This is a genomic window from Burkholderia sp. MSMB617WGS (assembly GCF_001532025.2).
In the GTDB taxonomy this organism is placed as follows: Bacteria; Pseudomonadota; Gammaproteobacteria; order Burkholderiales; family Burkholderiaceae; genus Burkholderia; species Burkholderia savannae.
Genome location: NZ_CP013458.1, coordinates 1,075,401 through 1,090,255, shown reverse-complemented (window position 1 = coordinate 1,090,255; position 14,855 = coordinate 1,075,401). Strand labels below are relative to the sequence as shown.

17 protein-coding genes are annotated in these 14,855 nt (G+C 68.7%); 6 read left to right on the top strand and 11 right to left on the bottom strand.

Going from position 1 to position 14,855, the window contains the following annotated elements:
* From WT60_RS25290 to WT60_RS25280, 3 genes are all read left to right on the top strand, one after another.
* Positions 1-777, top strand: a complete 777-nt coding sequence (locus tag WT60_RS25290) for a DUF2182 domain-containing protein (RefSeq protein WP_226377290.1) — start codon at positions 1-3, stop codon at positions 775-777.
* Positions 778-1,184: 407 nt separating this feature from the next.
* Positions 1,185-1,457, top strand: a complete 273-nt coding sequence (locus WT60_RS25285; protein ID WP_038753018.1) for a hypothetical protein — start codon at positions 1,185-1,187, stop codon at positions 1,455-1,457.
* A gap of 344 nt (positions 1,458-1,801) precedes the next feature.
* Positions 1,802-2,011, top strand: coding sequence for a DUF3079 domain-containing protein (locus WT60_RS25280; protein WP_038753016.1), 210 nt, complete (start codon positions 1,802-1,804; stop codon positions 2,009-2,011).
* A gap of 284 nt (positions 2,012-2,295) precedes the next feature.
* Here the strand turns inward: WT60_RS25280 and WT60_RS25275 are convergent, their stop codons facing one another.
* From WT60_RS25275 to WT60_RS25260, 4 genes are all read right to left on the bottom strand, one after another.
* Positions 2,296-2,805, bottom strand: coding sequence for a GNAT family protein (locus WT60_RS25275; RefSeq protein WP_060356083.1), 510 nt, complete (start codon positions 2,803-2,805; stop codon positions 2,296-2,298).
* Between the two features lie 70 nt (positions 2,806-2,875).
* Positions 2,876-3,298 (bottom strand): DUF6691 family protein, encoded by a 423-nt coding sequence (locus WT60_RS25270; protein WP_059648028.1) that lies wholly within the window; start codon positions 3,296-3,298, stop codon positions 2,876-2,878.
* A 1-nt stretch (position 3,299) separates the two neighbouring features.
* Positions 3,300-3,734, bottom strand: coding sequence for a YeeE/YedE family protein (locus WT60_RS25265; RefSeq protein WP_038753010.1), 435 nt, complete (start codon positions 3,732-3,734; stop codon positions 3,300-3,302).
* On the bottom strand, positions 3,724-4,071 hold the full coding sequence (locus tag WT60_RS25260) for a metalloregulator ArsR/SmtB family transcription factor (RefSeq protein ID WP_038753008.1): 348 nt from the start codon (positions 4,069-4,071) through the stop codon (positions 3,724-3,726). Before WT60_RS25260 ends, WT60_RS25265 begins: the two co-directional genes overlap by 11 nt.
* Before the next feature lie 176 nt (positions 4,072-4,247).
* On the opposite strand from WT60_RS25260, the gene WT60_RS34730 reads away from it, so the two are divergent.
* Together WT60_RS34730 and WT60_RS25255 are read left to right on the top strand one after the other, a co-directional pair.
* The gene (locus WT60_RS34730) at positions 4,248-4,385 is read left to right on the top strand and encodes a hypothetical protein (protein ID WP_038753006.1); all 138 of its coding nucleotides are present in this window, start codon (positions 4,248-4,250) and stop codon (positions 4,383-4,385) included.
* A 207-nt stretch (positions 4,386-4,592) separates the two neighbouring features.
* On the top strand, positions 4,593-5,126 hold the full coding sequence (locus tag WT60_RS25255) for a cytochrome b/b6 domain-containing protein (protein WP_038755526.1): 534 nt from the start codon (positions 4,593-4,595) through the stop codon (positions 5,124-5,126).
* A 278-nt stretch (positions 5,127-5,404) separates the two neighbouring features.
* Here WT60_RS25255 and WT60_RS25250 read toward each other — a convergent pair whose 3' ends face one another.
* From WT60_RS25250 to WT60_RS25230, 5 genes are all read right to left on the bottom strand, one after another.
* Positions 5,405-7,429 carry a family 2A encapsulin nanocompartment cargo protein cysteine desulfurase gene (locus tag WT60_RS25250; RefSeq protein ID WP_052145230.1) on the bottom strand — a complete coding sequence of 675 codons (2,025 nt, stop codon included), beginning with the start codon at positions 7,427-7,429 and terminating at the stop codon, positions 5,405-5,407.
* The gene (locus WT60_RS25245) at positions 7,404-8,336 is read right to left on the bottom strand and encodes a family 2A encapsulin nanocompartment shell protein (RefSeq protein ID WP_038755522.1); all 933 of its coding nucleotides are present in this window, start codon (positions 8,334-8,336) and stop codon (positions 7,404-7,406) included. Before WT60_RS25245 ends, WT60_RS25250 begins: the two co-directional genes overlap by 26 nt.
* 121 nt (positions 8,337-8,457) lie before the next feature.
* Positions 8,458-8,745: a helix-turn-helix transcriptional regulator gene (locus WT60_RS25240; RefSeq protein ID WP_038755520.1), complete on the bottom strand. Its 288-nt coding sequence runs from the start codon at positions 8,743-8,745 to the stop codon at positions 8,458-8,460.
* Positions 8,745-9,752, bottom strand: a complete 1,008-nt coding sequence (gene epsC, locus WT60_RS25235; RefSeq protein WP_059579111.1) for a serine O-acetyltransferase EpsC — start codon at positions 9,750-9,752, stop codon at positions 8,745-8,747. The genes WT60_RS25240 and epsC overlap by 1 nt, the downstream gene beginning before the upstream one ends.
* Before the next feature lie 107 nt (positions 9,753-9,859).
* The gene (locus WT60_RS25230; protein ID WP_059579115.1) at positions 9,860-10,327 is read right to left on the bottom strand and encodes a rhodanese-like domain-containing protein; all 468 of its coding nucleotides are present in this window, start codon (positions 10,325-10,327) and stop codon (positions 9,860-9,862) included.
* Between the two features lie 384 nt (positions 10,328-10,711).
* On the opposite strand from WT60_RS25230, the gene WT60_RS25225 reads away from it, so the two are divergent.
* Positions 10,712-12,808 (top strand): prolyl oligopeptidase family serine peptidase, encoded by a 2,097-nt coding sequence (locus WT60_RS25225; protein ID WP_060356084.1) that lies wholly within the window; start codon positions 10,712-10,714, stop codon positions 12,806-12,808.
* An 89-nt stretch (positions 12,809-12,897) separates the two neighbouring features.
* Here the strand turns inward: WT60_RS25225 and WT60_RS25220 are convergent, their stop codons facing one another.
* Positions 12,898-13,245 (bottom strand): hypothetical protein, encoded by a 348-nt coding sequence (locus WT60_RS25220; protein ID WP_145986871.1) that lies wholly within the window; start codon positions 13,243-13,245, stop codon positions 12,898-12,900.
* A 120-nt stretch (positions 13,246-13,365) separates the two neighbouring features.
* Positions 13,366-14,619 carry an HlyD family efflux transporter periplasmic adaptor subunit gene (locus tag WT60_RS25215; protein WP_059582761.1) on the bottom strand — a complete coding sequence of 418 codons (1,254 nt, stop codon included), beginning with the start codon at positions 14,617-14,619 and terminating at the stop codon, positions 13,366-13,368.
* Positions 14,620-14,855: the final 236 nt, after the last annotated feature.

Genomic DNA, 14,855 nt, shown 5'->3' with positions numbered 1-14,855 from the left:
ATGATGAAGCTCGCCGAGCGACGGCTCGACGCGCCGCTCGTCGCGCTCGCGTCGATCAGCGTGATCGCGTGGTCCGCGTTGATCGTCGGCGCGGGCGGCCTGATGCCGCCCGCGCTCTGCGCGATCGCGGGCGACTGGCGCGTGCCGCTGTCGACCTGGCTGCGTCTCGCGTATTTGTCGAACTCGCCGGCGAAGTTCGCGGCGGATTCCGTGCTGATGGTCGCGGCGATGATGGCGCCGCTCGCCGCGTCGCCGCTGCGGCACGTGCTGGAGCGCAGTTTCGCGCGCCGCCGCACGCGGGCGGCGCTCCTCTTCGTCGCCGGCTACGCGGCCGTCTGGCTCGCCGCGTGGATCGGCTTGCAGATCGCCGCGATCGCGCTGACCTGGGCCGCGCCGGGCGCCGTCGCGCGAATGAGCGCCGGGCTTGCGCTCGCGCTGCTTTGGCAGGCTTCGCCCGCCAAGCAGTGGTTCCTGAACGTCTGCCATCGCCGGCCGCCATTGGCGGCGTTCGGCATGGCCGCCGAACGCGACGCGCTGCGCTTCGGGCTGGCGAGCGGCGCGTCGTGCGCGGGGAATTGCTGGGCGCTGATGTTGCTGCCGCTGCTGGCCGGACCGGCGCACGTGCCCGCGACGATCGCGGTCATGGGCTTCATCGTCGCCGAACGGATCGAACGGCCGGCGACGCCCGCATGGCGATGCCGCGGCCCCGGCAAGGCCGTGCGCATCGTTTCGGCGAGGGTGCGCGCGACGCTGGCTTCGCTGCGCTTGCCCGTCTGACCTTCTCGGACGCACGACCGCGAATGCCCCGCTCGCGGAAAGCGCGGCGCTTCGCGTTCGTCATACCGCCCTCGCAACCGCGCCGAGGTTCCATTGCCGCCGAGAAGGCCTCCGGCCTCCGGCCGACGCCGCGCATGAGATTCGTTGGTCGCCGGGCCGCTCCCCGCCTCGCCGCATTCATCGGCATCGAACGCTGCGCGGCTGAACGAACCCGTCTCGCCTGAGCGTGCGCCCCCCTTTTCGCGCCGCGTTCTCCTCACTGCGTTACCGCGTGGGTCCCGCGCCGCGCCGCATTCCAACTGCCGGCGCCCTTCGCGCCCCAATTCGCACCCTATTTAATGCAGTTGCACATACGACAAATACTGGATAAATTAACAGTACTGTGTTTTTAGCCAGTGAGGTGTCAAATGGAGCACCTGATTCGCATCGTCAACGATACCGATCGCCAAATCCTCGCCTGGCTGCGCAGCCAGGTCGGCGACGAACGCGTGGAGCGCGCGGCTCGGCACATGGGGCGCGTCCGCAAGCCTTATTTGTCGGCCGTTTGCCGCTACCTGGGCGTCTGGCCGCCGATCTCGCTGCGCAAGCCGCCCCGGCGCGCCGAAATCGATCACACGGTGGGTGACCGTTACTTGACGCTGATCCGCCAGCACCTCGCTGCGCAAGCCGCAAGCCGGTAAGCGCCGTGTCCGGCGTCGACCGACGCAGTCGACACGGACAACGCGGATCGACGCCGCGCGGCCGCCGCCGGCGCGACATGCCGCAACAGGCAGCGACATGCCGCAACACGGTGCAACGCCGCGCGACGCGGCGTCGCACCGTGCGATTCGATGCGCGACATCAAGGAACGCGCGTCGCCCGCTCGACAAAATATGCTGGTCGCGGCGACAGAAATCCTGTCAGCTCACCACGCACGAAGTCGTGCGCGCGTCGCGCCTTTCCCAGCCGCCTACCCCGCCCGCCAAGGCGCCGTCTGACATCGCCGCCGCGACACCCTCCAACGCATTTTGCGAGGCCCCCCGGCATGGCGAAGAAATTTCCGCTGCATCCGAAACACCCCGAACGCAATTGCTGGGGATGCGATCGATATTGCTCGGTCGACGCGCTGTCATGCGGCAACGGCTCCGACCGCACTCAACATCCGATCGAGTTGCTCGGCGACGACTGGTACGAATGGGAACAGGAGAACGAGGCGGCGCAACAGCAACGGCAGCAAACGCAAGCAGCCGCTTGATGACGCCGCGCCGCGATCGTGCGAGCCCGCTTGGAATCGCTCGATGAAATGGACCGCTGCCGCCAGACATCGGGAAATGCGCGTTCCCGGCAATCACAGCGCCGGCGTGTGCCGACCGTCATCCGGCGTCCGCCCGGCCCGAATCGCGCAATAGGAACGAGCACGGCGAAGAGCGCCGGGCGATAGAGGTCGCGCGAACAACGCGCAACGCGACATCGCCGAAACGCGGCCGCGACGCGACGACACAAGCCGTCGGGCGCGCCTGACCACCGCACATGCTGCGCTCAACGAAGCAACCGAACCATGTGCTGCTCGTCATAAAACCGATCGCCGACACGCATCGCACGCCGCTCGACGCCGAACGTCTCGAAGCCGAGCGACGCATACAGCGCCTTCGCGAGTTCGTTTTCCGTGTTCACGCATAGATTGACCTGAGCGATGCCCCAATCGCGCGCCGCGTGCGTCAACGCGGCGTCGATCAACTGTCGCGCGAGCCCGGCGCCGCGATGCGCGGGCGCCACGAACACGCCCCAAAGCGTCGCCTTATGGCCGACCTGCACGAGCGCATCCCTGCGCACGCCGGCGATGCCAATCAATTCGTCTTCGGCGGCCAGCGCGCCGAACACCGCCTGCGTGTCCGACGCGCGAAGCCGCGCCTCCACTTCCGCCGTCGATCGCGCCGCTTCTTCGTCGCGCGTCGGCCATACCGCGCTCGGCGACGCATCGATCGCGGCGAGACGCAAGGCCTTGAACGCGGCGGCGTGAACGGGCTCGAGCAAACGGATGGCGATCATCGGGCAGTCGAAGGCAGAAACAGGAAGACCCCGATTCTACGCATTCCCGCGCCTCTCCGGCGCGCGCCGTTCAACGCCCGGCCCCGGCGCGTTCGATCCCTTCGAACGCCGCCATGCCGATCAGCATCGCCGCGACGAAGCCGAACGCCTTCGCGCCGCCCAGGCCGAGCGACACGACGGCCGGCCCCGGACAGTAACCGACGAGCCCCCAGCCGACGCCGAACGCCGCGCTGCCCGCGACGAGCCTGGGCGTGACGGCCCCGCGCGGCGGGATCTGCATCGGCAGCCCGAGCAACGAGCGCTCGCGCCGCTTGGCGAACGCGAATGCGACCGAGCCGACCGCGATCGCGCCTGCCATCACGAACGCGAGCGACGGGTCCCAGTTGCCGGCAAGATCGAGAAAGCCCTGCACCTTCGCGGGATTCGCCATCCCGGACACCAATAAACCGGCGCCGAACAGCAAGCCGGACAGGAATGCGAACAACACGCTCATGTCACCCTCCGAACACGTGGCGCAGCACGAACACCGTCGCGATGCCCGCCGCCATGAACACCGCCGTGGCGACGATCGAGCGCAACGCGCCGCGCGAGATCCCGCACACGCCGTGTCCGCTCGTGCAGCCGCCCGCATAGCGCGTGCCGATGCCGACCAGCACGCCGCCGGCGATCACCCTGGCCCAGCCCGCGTCGACGACGGGCATCGAGAACCAGTCGAGCGCGCTCGCGACGAGCGCGGCCGCGATCATGCCGGCGAGAAACGCCGCGCGCCAGCCCGCACCGCCGCGCCGGCCGGCGAGCAGCCCGCCGACGATGCCGCTGATGCCGGCGATGCGGCCGTCGAAGAGCACGAGCAGCGCGGCTGCGGCGCCGATCATCAGGCCGCCCGCGAACGAGAGGCCCGGCGTGAAATGAACGAGATCAACGGCCACGGCGCTTCCCCTTCTTGTTCGTTGCACAGAATTGCTCGTAGAGCACGGACATGATCGCGATCGCCGGCTCGCTCGCGAGCGCGTAGTAGACGTTCTTGCCGTCGCGCCGCGTTTCGACGAGCGCGCTCTCGCGCAGCACGGCGAGCTGTTGCGATAGCGTCGGCTGGCGGATGTCGAGCCGCGCTTCGATGTCGCTCACGCACAGCTCGCCGCATTGAGCAAGCTCGCACATCATCAGCAATCGATCCGGATTCGACAGCGCCTTCAGCAGCGCGCAAGCGGCGTCGGCCGACGCGCGCATCCCGGACAGTTCGATCGACGAACCGGCAGCACCCATCGCCTCACCTACACAATCTACAAAATAACATTATATATTTTTACATAATGAATGGCGAGAACGCAAACGCTGCGCGATCGTGTCGCGGCGTTCGATTCGGACCGTTAAGCGAGGCTTAAGCGCACGCCCGGCACAGTGGCGGCACGCGAAACCGCAGCCCGCATCGAAGAAACGACATGAAACGCATTCTCATTTTTCTGCTTTGTCTGAGTGCGCTTGCCGCGGCCAGCGGATGCGCGACGCGGCAGACCGTCGCCGATTCCTACGTCGACGGCCCGCACCCCGCGCACATGGGCCGGCCGAACTGGCTTTGAGCCGGCGCCCGATCAGCCGGCGGGCCGAGCGGCGACGCACACCGCATCGCACGTGGTGCGCCGCCATTTGCGCGGCCACGCCCCGGCCTTAAGATTTCCATAAGAATCGGCCGCCATAATCGATCGAGCCCGGTAATGTACGACGGCGCACGACACGTCGCGCCGACCGATCCCTACGAACGGCTTACCTATATGACGATCCGCGCGATGACACACGCCCCCCGAACGCCAGCTCGCTACGACCTGCTCAGCCGCATCCTGCACTGGAGCGTTGCCGCGCTCGTGCTCGCTCAATTCGTGCTCGGCTGGACGATGCCCGACGTGCACGGTACGGCGCCGCCCGCCGGCCTCGTCGCCTGGCATGCCGCGCTCGGCACCGCACTGATCGCCGTCATTGCGGCGCGCGCGCTGTGGTCGATCGTGCGCCGCAGTCCGCCCGCGCATCAGCAGGGCGCGCTGCTGTCACTCGCGGCGAGCGCGGTTCACAAGCTGCTGTACGCCGCGCTGATCGCCGTGCCGCTGCTCGGCTGGCTGAATGCGAACGGCCGCACGTGGCAATTGAAGCTCGCGGGCATCGTCCCGCTGCCGACGATCGCATCGCCGCATTCGCTCGGCGCGAGCATCGGCGAATGGCACAGCCTGTCGGCGACGCTCTTCATCGTGCTGATCGGCATGCATGCGCTCGCGGCGCTCGTTCATCGCTTCGTGATGAAGGATGGCGCGTTCGAACGGATGATCTGATCGCGACGCGCGGCGGTCGATCAAGCGTCGAGCCGCCGCGTGCGCAACGACCACGCGGAGTGATGTCGTGGCGGCGAGGATCGGCCGGCTGCAGGCTCGTGGCCGGCGCGGCCCTCGCCGCCTGCATCGCTCTCTTCGACCCGGCTCGCGCCGGGTCTTTTTTTCGTATGTCGAATCAACCGGAAGCCGGGCCTCGAGTTGTTCGTCGATGCGGCAGCCGGCCCGGTCGTTTCGCGCGAATCGACCGAGCCGGCATCGTCACGATGTGGCGCGCGGGGCTACCCGCGTCGCGCCGCGAGCCCTCGCACCACATCGACCATCGCATCGACCTCGTCGCACGTGTTGTAGAAAGCAAGCGACGGACGCACCGTCGCTTCGAGTCCGAAGCGACGCAGGATCGGCTGCGCGCAGTGATGCCCGGAGCGCACGGCGATGCCCTCCTCGTTCAGCGCCCGCCCGACTTCTTCCGTCTCGTAGCCCTTCAGCACGAATGACAGCACGCTCGCCTTGTCGCGTGCGGTGCCGACCAGCCGCACGCCCGGCACCGGCGCGAGCACGCCCGTCGCATAGGCAAGCAGATCGTGCTCGTAGCGCGCGATGTTCTCGATGCCGACGCGCGTCACATATTCGAGCGCCGCACCGAGCCCGACCGCGTCGGCGATGTTGCCCGTTCCCGCCTCGAAACGGTTCGGCGGCGGCTGGAACACGGTGCGCTCGAACGTCACGTCCGCGATCATGTTGCCGCCTCCCTGCCACGGCGGCATGTCGTCGAGCAGCGCGCGCTTGCCGTACACGACGCCGATGCCGGTCGGCCCGTAGATCTTGTGCCCGGAGAACACGAAGAAGTCGGCATCGAGCGCCTGCACGTCGACACGCATGTGCGAAATCGACTGCGCGCCGTCGACGAGCGCCTTCGCTCCCGCGCGATGCGCGAGCTCGACGATCTCCTTCACCGGCACGACCGTGCCGAGCGCATTCGACACCTGCGTGACGGAGACGATCTTCGTGCGGTCGTTGAGCAGCTTCCGGTACTCGTCGAGCAATACCTGCCCCGTGTCGTCGACGGGAATCACGCGCAGCGTCGCCCCCTTCGATGCGGCCAGTTGCTGCCACGGCACGATGTTCGCATGATGCTCGAGATGCGACACGACGATCTCGTCGCCTTCGCCGACGTTCCGGACTCCCCACGTTTTCGCGATCAGGTTGATCGCCTCCGTCGTGCCGCGCACGAACACGATCTCGTCCGGCGACGCCGCGCCGATGAAGCGCTGCACGGTCGCGCGCGCATGCTCGTACGCGTCGGTCGCGCGCCCCGCGAGCGTATGCGCGGCGCGGTGGATGTTCGAATTCTCGTGCGCGTAGAAGTAGGCGAGACGGTCGATCACCGCTTGCGGCTTGTGCGTCGTCGCCGCGTTGTCGAACCAGACAAGCGGTTTGCCGTTCACCCGTTCGGAGAGGATCGGGAAGTCGCGGCGAATCGCGTTGACGTCGAACGGCGGATGCGCGCCGGCTCCGGGCGAATGCGAAGCCGCGGGCCGCGCATCGTCGATGAAGTAGCGCGACGCGCCGTGTCGATCGGCCTGCGGCCGCTGAATCGGCAGCAGGTCGCGCAGCGCCTGCTCGTCCGGCAGGCCGAACGCGCGCGGCGACGCGATGCCGTCCTGCGGCACGACGATCTGCGCGGCGTCGCGCTGCCAGCCGTGCGATGCGCGGTCGACGAAGTAATACGGCGAAGACGACGATGCGAACGCAGACGGCATCGCCGTCGCGGACGCGTCGGTTGCCGATTGCGTGGCGACGGCCTCCTGCACGGGCGGCACGCCGAGTGCGGCACCGCCCGCGCGCGGCTCGAGCGCCGGCGCGATCGCTACGACGTTGTCCGGCAATCCGTTTTGCGCCGCCGCGTGCGGCGCGAGCGCGGGCGCGCGATTGCCGAGCGACAGCACGTGCGTCGGCGCGGGCGCGAGGTTCGCGCCGGGCACCTTGCCGGGCGGCGCACCGACGCCCGGCATGCCCGTGCCGGTGCCGCCGGGCCCGGCGAGCGGCGAGCCCGCCGGCGCGGGATTCGACGCCGACGCGAGAAGCGGCGCGGCGGCCGGCAGCGCCGACGGCACGCCGCCGACCGCGCCGCTTCCCGCGCCGACGTCGGGCGCGGCGGATTGCCCCGGCAACGCCGCGAGAAACTCGGACGCGAGGCGCGCGAGCGTCGCCGGATCGGGCAATCCGGCAGGCAGCGGCGCGTGCGGCGGCGCGACGCTCGAGGCGCTCGCGGCAGGATTAACGGTAGGTGTCGGGATAGTCATGGTACTTGCCGATCTCCACGTCATCGAGGACAGCCAGCGCATCCGGCGAATGGACGGCGAGCGAGCAGTACAGCGAAATCAGATACGACGCGATCGCCTGATTGTTGATCCCCATGAACCGAACCGACAGGCCCGGCCCCTGCTCGCCCGCGACGCCCGGCTGATAGAGGCCGACGACGCCCTGCCGCTTGTCGCCGACGCGCAGCAGCAGGATTTTCGTCTTGCCGTCGGCAACCGGCACCTTGTCCGACGGAATCAGCGGAATGCCGCGCCACGTCAGGAACTGCGAGCCGAACAGGCTCGTGGTCGGCGGCGGCACGCCGCGCCGCGTGCATTCGCGGCCGAACGCGGCGACCGCGAGCGGGTGCGTGAGGAAGAACGCAGGCTCCTTCCACACTTTCGTCAGCAATTCGTCAAGATCGTCGGGCGTCGGCGCGCCCGTCAGCGGAAACACGCGCTGCTCTTCCGCGACGTTCGCGAGCAGCCCGTAATCGGGGTTGTTGATCAGCTGGCTTTCCTGCAGTTCCTTGATCGTCTCGATCGTCAGGCGCAGTTGCTCCTTGATCTGATCGTGCGGACTGCTATAGAGATCGGAGATTCGCGTGTGAACGTCGAGCACCGTGCTCACTGCGTTCAGGAAGTATTCGCGCGGCGCTTCCTCGTACGGCACGAAGGTGCTCGGCAGCGCGCCCTCGTCCTCGCGCGCGGTGCAGGCGGCCCGCACCGCTTCCGGGTTCTTCACCTGATTCAGACGATAGATGCCGGCCTCGACGGGCACCCATTGCAGCAGGTGCGTCAGCCAGCGCGGCGTGATCGTGGAAAGCTGCGGAACAGTCTTGGTGGCATTGGCGAGTTGCCGTGCTGCGTTGTCGCCGAGCGCCGTCTGGCCGCTCACTATCGTCGACATAGAGGACTCCGGGGGCTATAGAACTAAATCTGGAATGCTTATCAGCAGAACGCATTATCGAGACGCCATTTGGGCGGCTCAACATGCTATAGACGCCAATTCGGGGAGATCGAACAGGGATTCAGCGCGCGGTCGACAGCGACGCGTTCGATGCCGGCGACACGCCGAATCCTTGCGACGCGGCCTCGGATACGTCGACGCCGGAGGACAACAGCCGCGCGATCGGCACGCCGAACGCGCGCGCGAGCTTCTCGACGGTGACGATCGAAGCGATCGCGGTGCCGCGCTCGATCTCGCCGACGTACGAGCGGTTCAAGCCCGCATGCTCGGCGAGTTGCTCCTGCGACCACGCGCGCGCCTCGCGCAACTGGCGAATCGCCGCGCCGAAACGTTGGACGAGCGCCGTCATCACAGCGCTCCCGCGGCGGAAAGCGCCGTGTCGCTTGCGCCGTTCGCGCCATTCGCGCCCGGCACGCCAGCCGGCGCGTCGGCCTGCACGTCGGCCGGCCGCGCCGGATCGCTGCGCGTGACGGCCTGCGTGACATGGCTGCCCGGCGCGACGTCCTGCGTGATCCAGACGTTGCCGCCGATCACCGCGCCCTTACCGATCGTCACGCGGCCGAGAATCGTCGCGCCCGCGTAGATGACGACGTCGTCTTCGACGATCGGATGGCGCGCGAGGCCTTTTTCGAGATGTCCGGATGCGTCCCGCGGAAAGCGCTTCGCACCCAGCGTGACCGCCTGATAGACGCGCACGCGCTCGCCGATGATCGCCGTCTCGCCGATCACGACGCCCGTGCCGTGGTCGATGAAGAAGCCGCCGCCGATCTGCGCGCCGGGGTGAATGTCGATCCCCGTCTGCGCATGCGCATGCTCCGCGACGATGCGCGCGAGGAGCGGCAATTCGAGGCGGTACAGCTCGTGCGCGAGCCGGTGGTGAATCATCGCGAGGACGCCCGGGTAGCAGAGCAGCACCTCGTCGACGCTGCCCGCGGCCGGATCGCCATGAAACGCGGCGAGCACGTCGCTGTCGAGCAGCGCGCGGATCGCGGGCAGGCGCGCGGCGAACGCGCGCACCGCGGCGTCGGTCTTCGCTTCGATCGCGGCCTCGGCCTGCGCGCTCGCGTCGTGCCGCCCCTTGTAGCGCAGCTCGAGCCGCGCCTGCGCGAGGAGCGCGTGCAGCGCGTCGTCGAGCGCATGGCTCACGTAGAAATTTTCGCTCTCCTGCCTAAGATCGGGCGGCCCGAGCCGCATCGGAAACAGCACGCCCTTCAGCGTTTCGACGATGCTCGCGAGCGCCTCTCGCGCCGGCAATTCGCGCCCGCCCGGCTCGAGCGAGCGGCGCTGCACTTCGCGCCAGCGCTGGCGCACGGTTTGAAGCGATTGAACGATGTCGTCGATGTCGAATACCGCCACGGCTGCCGCTCCTTGTTGCTTCTCGTTGTTTCTCGTTGCTGGCTGACTGCTGCTCGCTACTCACGGCCGGTCGATGCCGGTTGCCGCACCGGAACCGACCGCATCGGTCAACTCTGCTGCCACGGCAACCCGTGCAACCGCCAGCCGTTGATCGCGCCGCGATGGCCCGCATCGTCGAGCTCGCCCTCGAAGCCTTCGAGCACGTTGAAGACTTGCGTGAAGCCCGCCTTCGCCGCCGCTTCCGCGGCGAGCGCCGAACGGTTGCCGCTGCGGCACAGCAGCAGCACGGCCGCGTCCTTGCCCGTCTTCGCTTCGAGCTCGCGCGCGAAGCGCGGGTTGCGCGTGAGGCTCGTGCCGGTCGCCCAGGGCACGTGCAGACTGTCCGGCACGTGGCCGACGAACGCGCGCTCCTCCGCGGTGCGCACGTCGACGAGCCGCGCGGCGCCGGCCGTGACGAGCGCCCATGCGTCGCGAGGCGATATGCCGCCCGCATACGGCAAGCCCGCCGCGCGCGCGGCTTCGCGTGCGGCTTCGAGCACCGCATGTGTGGAGCGTTCTTCGAGTTCAACCGTCATGGCGTCTCCTTGTGGGTATCGCGCATCGTGCACGAGACATGGGCCGGGCTCGACGGCGAGCGCTGTCCGAGCGCCGTCTATAGCCATCAAGGCTCCACTATGAAAGAGCCGCCGCAAAAGCCGAACCAATTATTTTTCATTTCGAAATGAGGCCGGGCATGCGGGAGATAGTCGCGATGTCGGATTGATTCGGGCGGGAAGCGCGACACGTGCGACGGCGGCGCTCGTCGTTCTCACGTACGACGAAAGCGTGCGCGCGTCGCTCGCGCACGCCGCGGCAACGCGCTCGCGCGAAGGACGCTCGGGCCGTCGGCCCAGCAATCGAAGCGCAGGCGCATCACGCCTTACGCTACCATTACACGCAACGCTCATTGTGAATACGCCATGCCTCATGCTTCCTGGCCTGATCAGGCCGATCCGTACCGCTTCCTCGAAGAACTGGAAAGCCCCGCGAGCGTCGACTGGGTCGACGCGCAGAATGCGCGCACGCACGGCGCGCCATGGCTCGACGGCGCACGCTACCGCGCGCTCGTCGAGCGCTTCACGAAGGCGCTGCTGCCTCGCGAGCGGCCCGTGATCCCGCAGCGCTGGCAAGCGTGGGCCTACGACGTATGGCAGGACGAGCGCCATCCGAAAGGCCTGTGGCGGCGCGCGCCGTGGGCGAGCTGGCGCAGCGGCCGCGCCGAGTGGCAGACGCTGATCGATCTCGACGCGCTCGGCGCGGCGGAAGACGTTCAATGGGTGTTCGACGGCGAGCTCATCCTCGAGCCGGACGGCGATCGCGCGCTGATCGTGCTGTCCGACGGCGGCGCCGATGCGGTCGTCGTGCGCGAGTTCGATATCGAGCAGCGCCGGTTCGTCGACGGCGGCTTCTCGATCGAGGCGGCCGGCAAACATTCGATCGAATGGATCGATCGCGACACGGTCTATGTCGGCTGGGACAACGGCGGCCCGAGCGTCACGCGCTCCGGCTATCCGCGCGAAGTCAGGCGCTGGACGCGCGGCACCCCGCTATCGGACGCGCCCGTCGTGTTTCGCGGCGCACGCGGCGACATCTCCGTCGACGCGCAATACGATCCGGTCGATCGGCACCACATGATCGAGCAGGCGATCAACTTCTACGACGCGAATACGTATCGCCTCGGCGACGACGGCGCATGGATTCGCTACGACGCGCCGGCGCACGTCGAGGTCGGCTACTGGAACGGTTGGCTGCTGCTCCAGCCGAGGCTCGACTGGACCTGCGGCGGCGCGCGCTACACGGGCGGCAGCCTGCTCGCGATCCGGGAAGATGCGTTCGTCGCGGGCGAGCGCGCGTTCGCTACGTTGTTCGAGCCGAACGATCGCACGTCGGCGTGCGGCTGGACGCACACTCGCCGCTACCTGCTGGTGTCGTGGCTCGACGACGTGCTCACGCGCACGCTGCTCTGGCTGCCCGAGCAGCAGGACGACGGCGCCTGGCGCTGGCGCGCGCGCCCGTTCCCGGCGCGCGGGCTCGCGCAGGTCGACGTGTCGCCCGTCGAGCCGACGTTCGATGACGAGGTGTACGTGAGCGTCGGCGATTACCTGACGCCGCCCGAATACTCGCTCGCCGACCTCGCCGACGACGACCTGTCGGCATGGACGCTGCTCGATCGCTGGCCGACCCAATTCGATGCATCCACGCTGACGGTGCGGCGCGAACATGCGCGCTCGCGCGACGGCACGCTGGTGCCGTATACGCTGGTCGGCCCGCGCGACGCATTGGACGATGCGGGTCGCGCACCGCGTCCGTGCCTGCTGTACGGCTACGGCGGCTTCGCGATTGCGCTCACACCGGACTACGATCCGCTGCTCGGCATCGGCTGGCTCGAAAAAGGCGGCATCGCTGTCTTCGCGCATATTCGCGGCGGCGGCGAATTCGGCACGCGATGGCACGAAGCGGCGCGACAAACGGAGCGGCAGCGCTCGTTCGACGATTTCATCGCCGTCGCCGAAAGGCTCGTGGCGGACGGCGTGACGACGGCCGGGCAGCTCGGCATCCGCGGCGGCAGCAACGGCGGCTTGCTGGTGGCGGCATGCATGATCCAGCGCCCGGACCTGTTCGGCGCGGTGGTGAGCGACGTGCCGCTGCTCGACATGCAGCGCTATCCGCACTTGCATGCGGGCGCGTCGTGGCTCGACGAATTTGGCGATCCTGACGATCCCGGCCATGCGCCGACGCTGGCGGCATACTCGCCGTATCATCGAGTCGCGCACGACGTTGCATATCCGCCGGCGCTCTTCACGACGTCGACGAGCGACGATCGCGTGCATCCCGCGCATGCTCGGAAGATGGTCGCGCGCATGCATGCGCAAGGGCACCGGAACGTATGGCTGCTCGAAAAAACCGATGGCGGCCACGGCAGCGCCGACGCAATCGACACGGCCGAGCACGAAGCGATCGGATATGAGTTCCTCTGGGGCCACTTGTCCCGCGACGCGAAGGACCGGCGCGAGTAAATCGCCATGAGAAGACGGGCGGGCGTTCGGCGTCCCGCCGTCCCGCCGTCCCGGCGCTCGCGGCGCGGCTCCGGGCGACCGCGTTCGCTTCAGAAGCTTGCCGGGACGAACGTGACTTCGTCGCGAGATGCATATGCGGGGATCGCGGATTCGTCGCCGGATTTCCCGTGTTGCCAAGCGCGCGTATCCGATGATGCCAAGACGAACGAAGTCGATTGGCTTCGTTCGCCTTGGGCGAGCGCACCGTTGGAGCGCTCGCCTTCCGCGTCGCGCGTCGGCCATGCCCTGTTCGCGCTGCGCTTCACGACTTCACGTCGTTCCCGCTCCGTCACGAAGGCAACCGCGCCGCATCGCTCGACGAACAAGTCGCCTGCAATCGCGAATCGAGCGCGAATCGACCATCGACATGCTTCGTCATCCGTACGATTGAAGCGCATCGCACCCGCATCGCGATGTCACCGCGCGGCGGGCGGCTCGCGATCGCCGCCGGCAATGCGGCGATCGCGCCCGACGAACATTCGCCGCGTCCCGTCGTTCGACATGCCGCAAGCGCCTCGTCACCGGCCGCCGTCGTTCTCCCGAATCACCGCCTCCGCCGCCGCGTCGGCCTCGCCCGCATACCCGTCGTGCACCTGCGTGCGCAAGCCCGGCAGCGGCGCCTCGCCGTCGAGCAGATGCCCGCCCCGCTCCTTCGTGCGGACCGTCGCCTTCATCGACAGCCCCACCCGCAGCGGATGCGCCGCCAGCTCCGACGGCTCCAGCGAGATCACCACCGGCACCCGCTGCACCACCTTGATCCAGTTCCCCGCCGCGTTCTGCGGCGGCAGCATCGAGAACGCGCTCCCCGTCCCCGCCGAGAACCCCTCCACCCGGCCCCGATACGTCACCCGCGCGCCGTACAGGTCCGACTCGAGCTGCACCGGCTGCCCCACCCGCATGTGCCGGATCTGCCCTTCCTTGAAGTTCGCCTCCACCCACACCTGCCGCAACTGCACCACCGACATCAGCGGCACCCCCGGCCCCACCTGCTGCCCGATCTGCACCGACCGCTGCCCGACCGTCCCGTCCACCGGCGACACGATCGTCGTGCGCTTCAGGTTCCGGTACGCGAGCTTGAACTGCGCGCCCGCCTGCTGCACCGCCGGGTTCTGCCCGGCCGGCCGCTCGCTGCCCAGCGCGCGCGCCGCGTCCAGCTGCGCCTGCGCGCCCGCCAGCGCCGCCTGCGCGTTCGCCAGCGACGACTTCGCCCGCGCCAGCTCCTCCGGCGCCACCACCTCCACCGACGCCCCCACCCGCGCCCGGTACGCCTGCTGCGCGAGCTTCAGGTCCGCCTCCCGCGCCTTCACCGTCTCTTCGTACATCCCCATCGACAGCCGCGTGTTCGCCACCTGCCGCACCGCCTGCGCGAGCTGCGCCCGCGCCTGCGCGTACGCCGCCGACGCGTCCGCGTCGTCGAGCTTCACCAGCACCTGCCCCGCCTTCACCCGCTGCGTGTCCGTCACCAGGATGTCGGTCACCGTCCCCTGAATCTGCGCGGCGATCTGCACGACGTTGCCCGCCACGTACGCGTCGTCGGTCTCCTCGCTAAAGCGGCCGACGAGGAACCAGTAGAGCGCCGCCGCGAGCGCGACGATCGCCAGCAGTCCGAAGAACAGCGTGAAGCGGCGGCGGCGCGTCGCGCGGCGCGCGGCGAGCGACGCGGCGGCGTCGGGATGCGCGTGCTCGGACGCCGGCGTCGCGTGCGCGCCGTCCGCGGTCGTCGTATCGTTCGGCGCCTTGGCGCGCCGGGTGTGAGTGGCGGTGTCGTTCAAGGTCTTCGCGTGCGTGATGTCGGTGGCGCTATCGTGCGTTGGCCGGGCATGCCCGGGCGGCGTCGCGGATCGCTCCGGAGGGCTTCGATGTTCGGTTGCAGTGTCGGTTGAATCTCTCGTATTCACAATGGAGGTGGCGCTCGTGGTGATGTCTTCCTACTTGATGGTGCTCGATGCGTTGATGCCCGATGCGCCCGCGCTCGATGCGTTCGTGCCTGATGCATGCGCGCTCGACG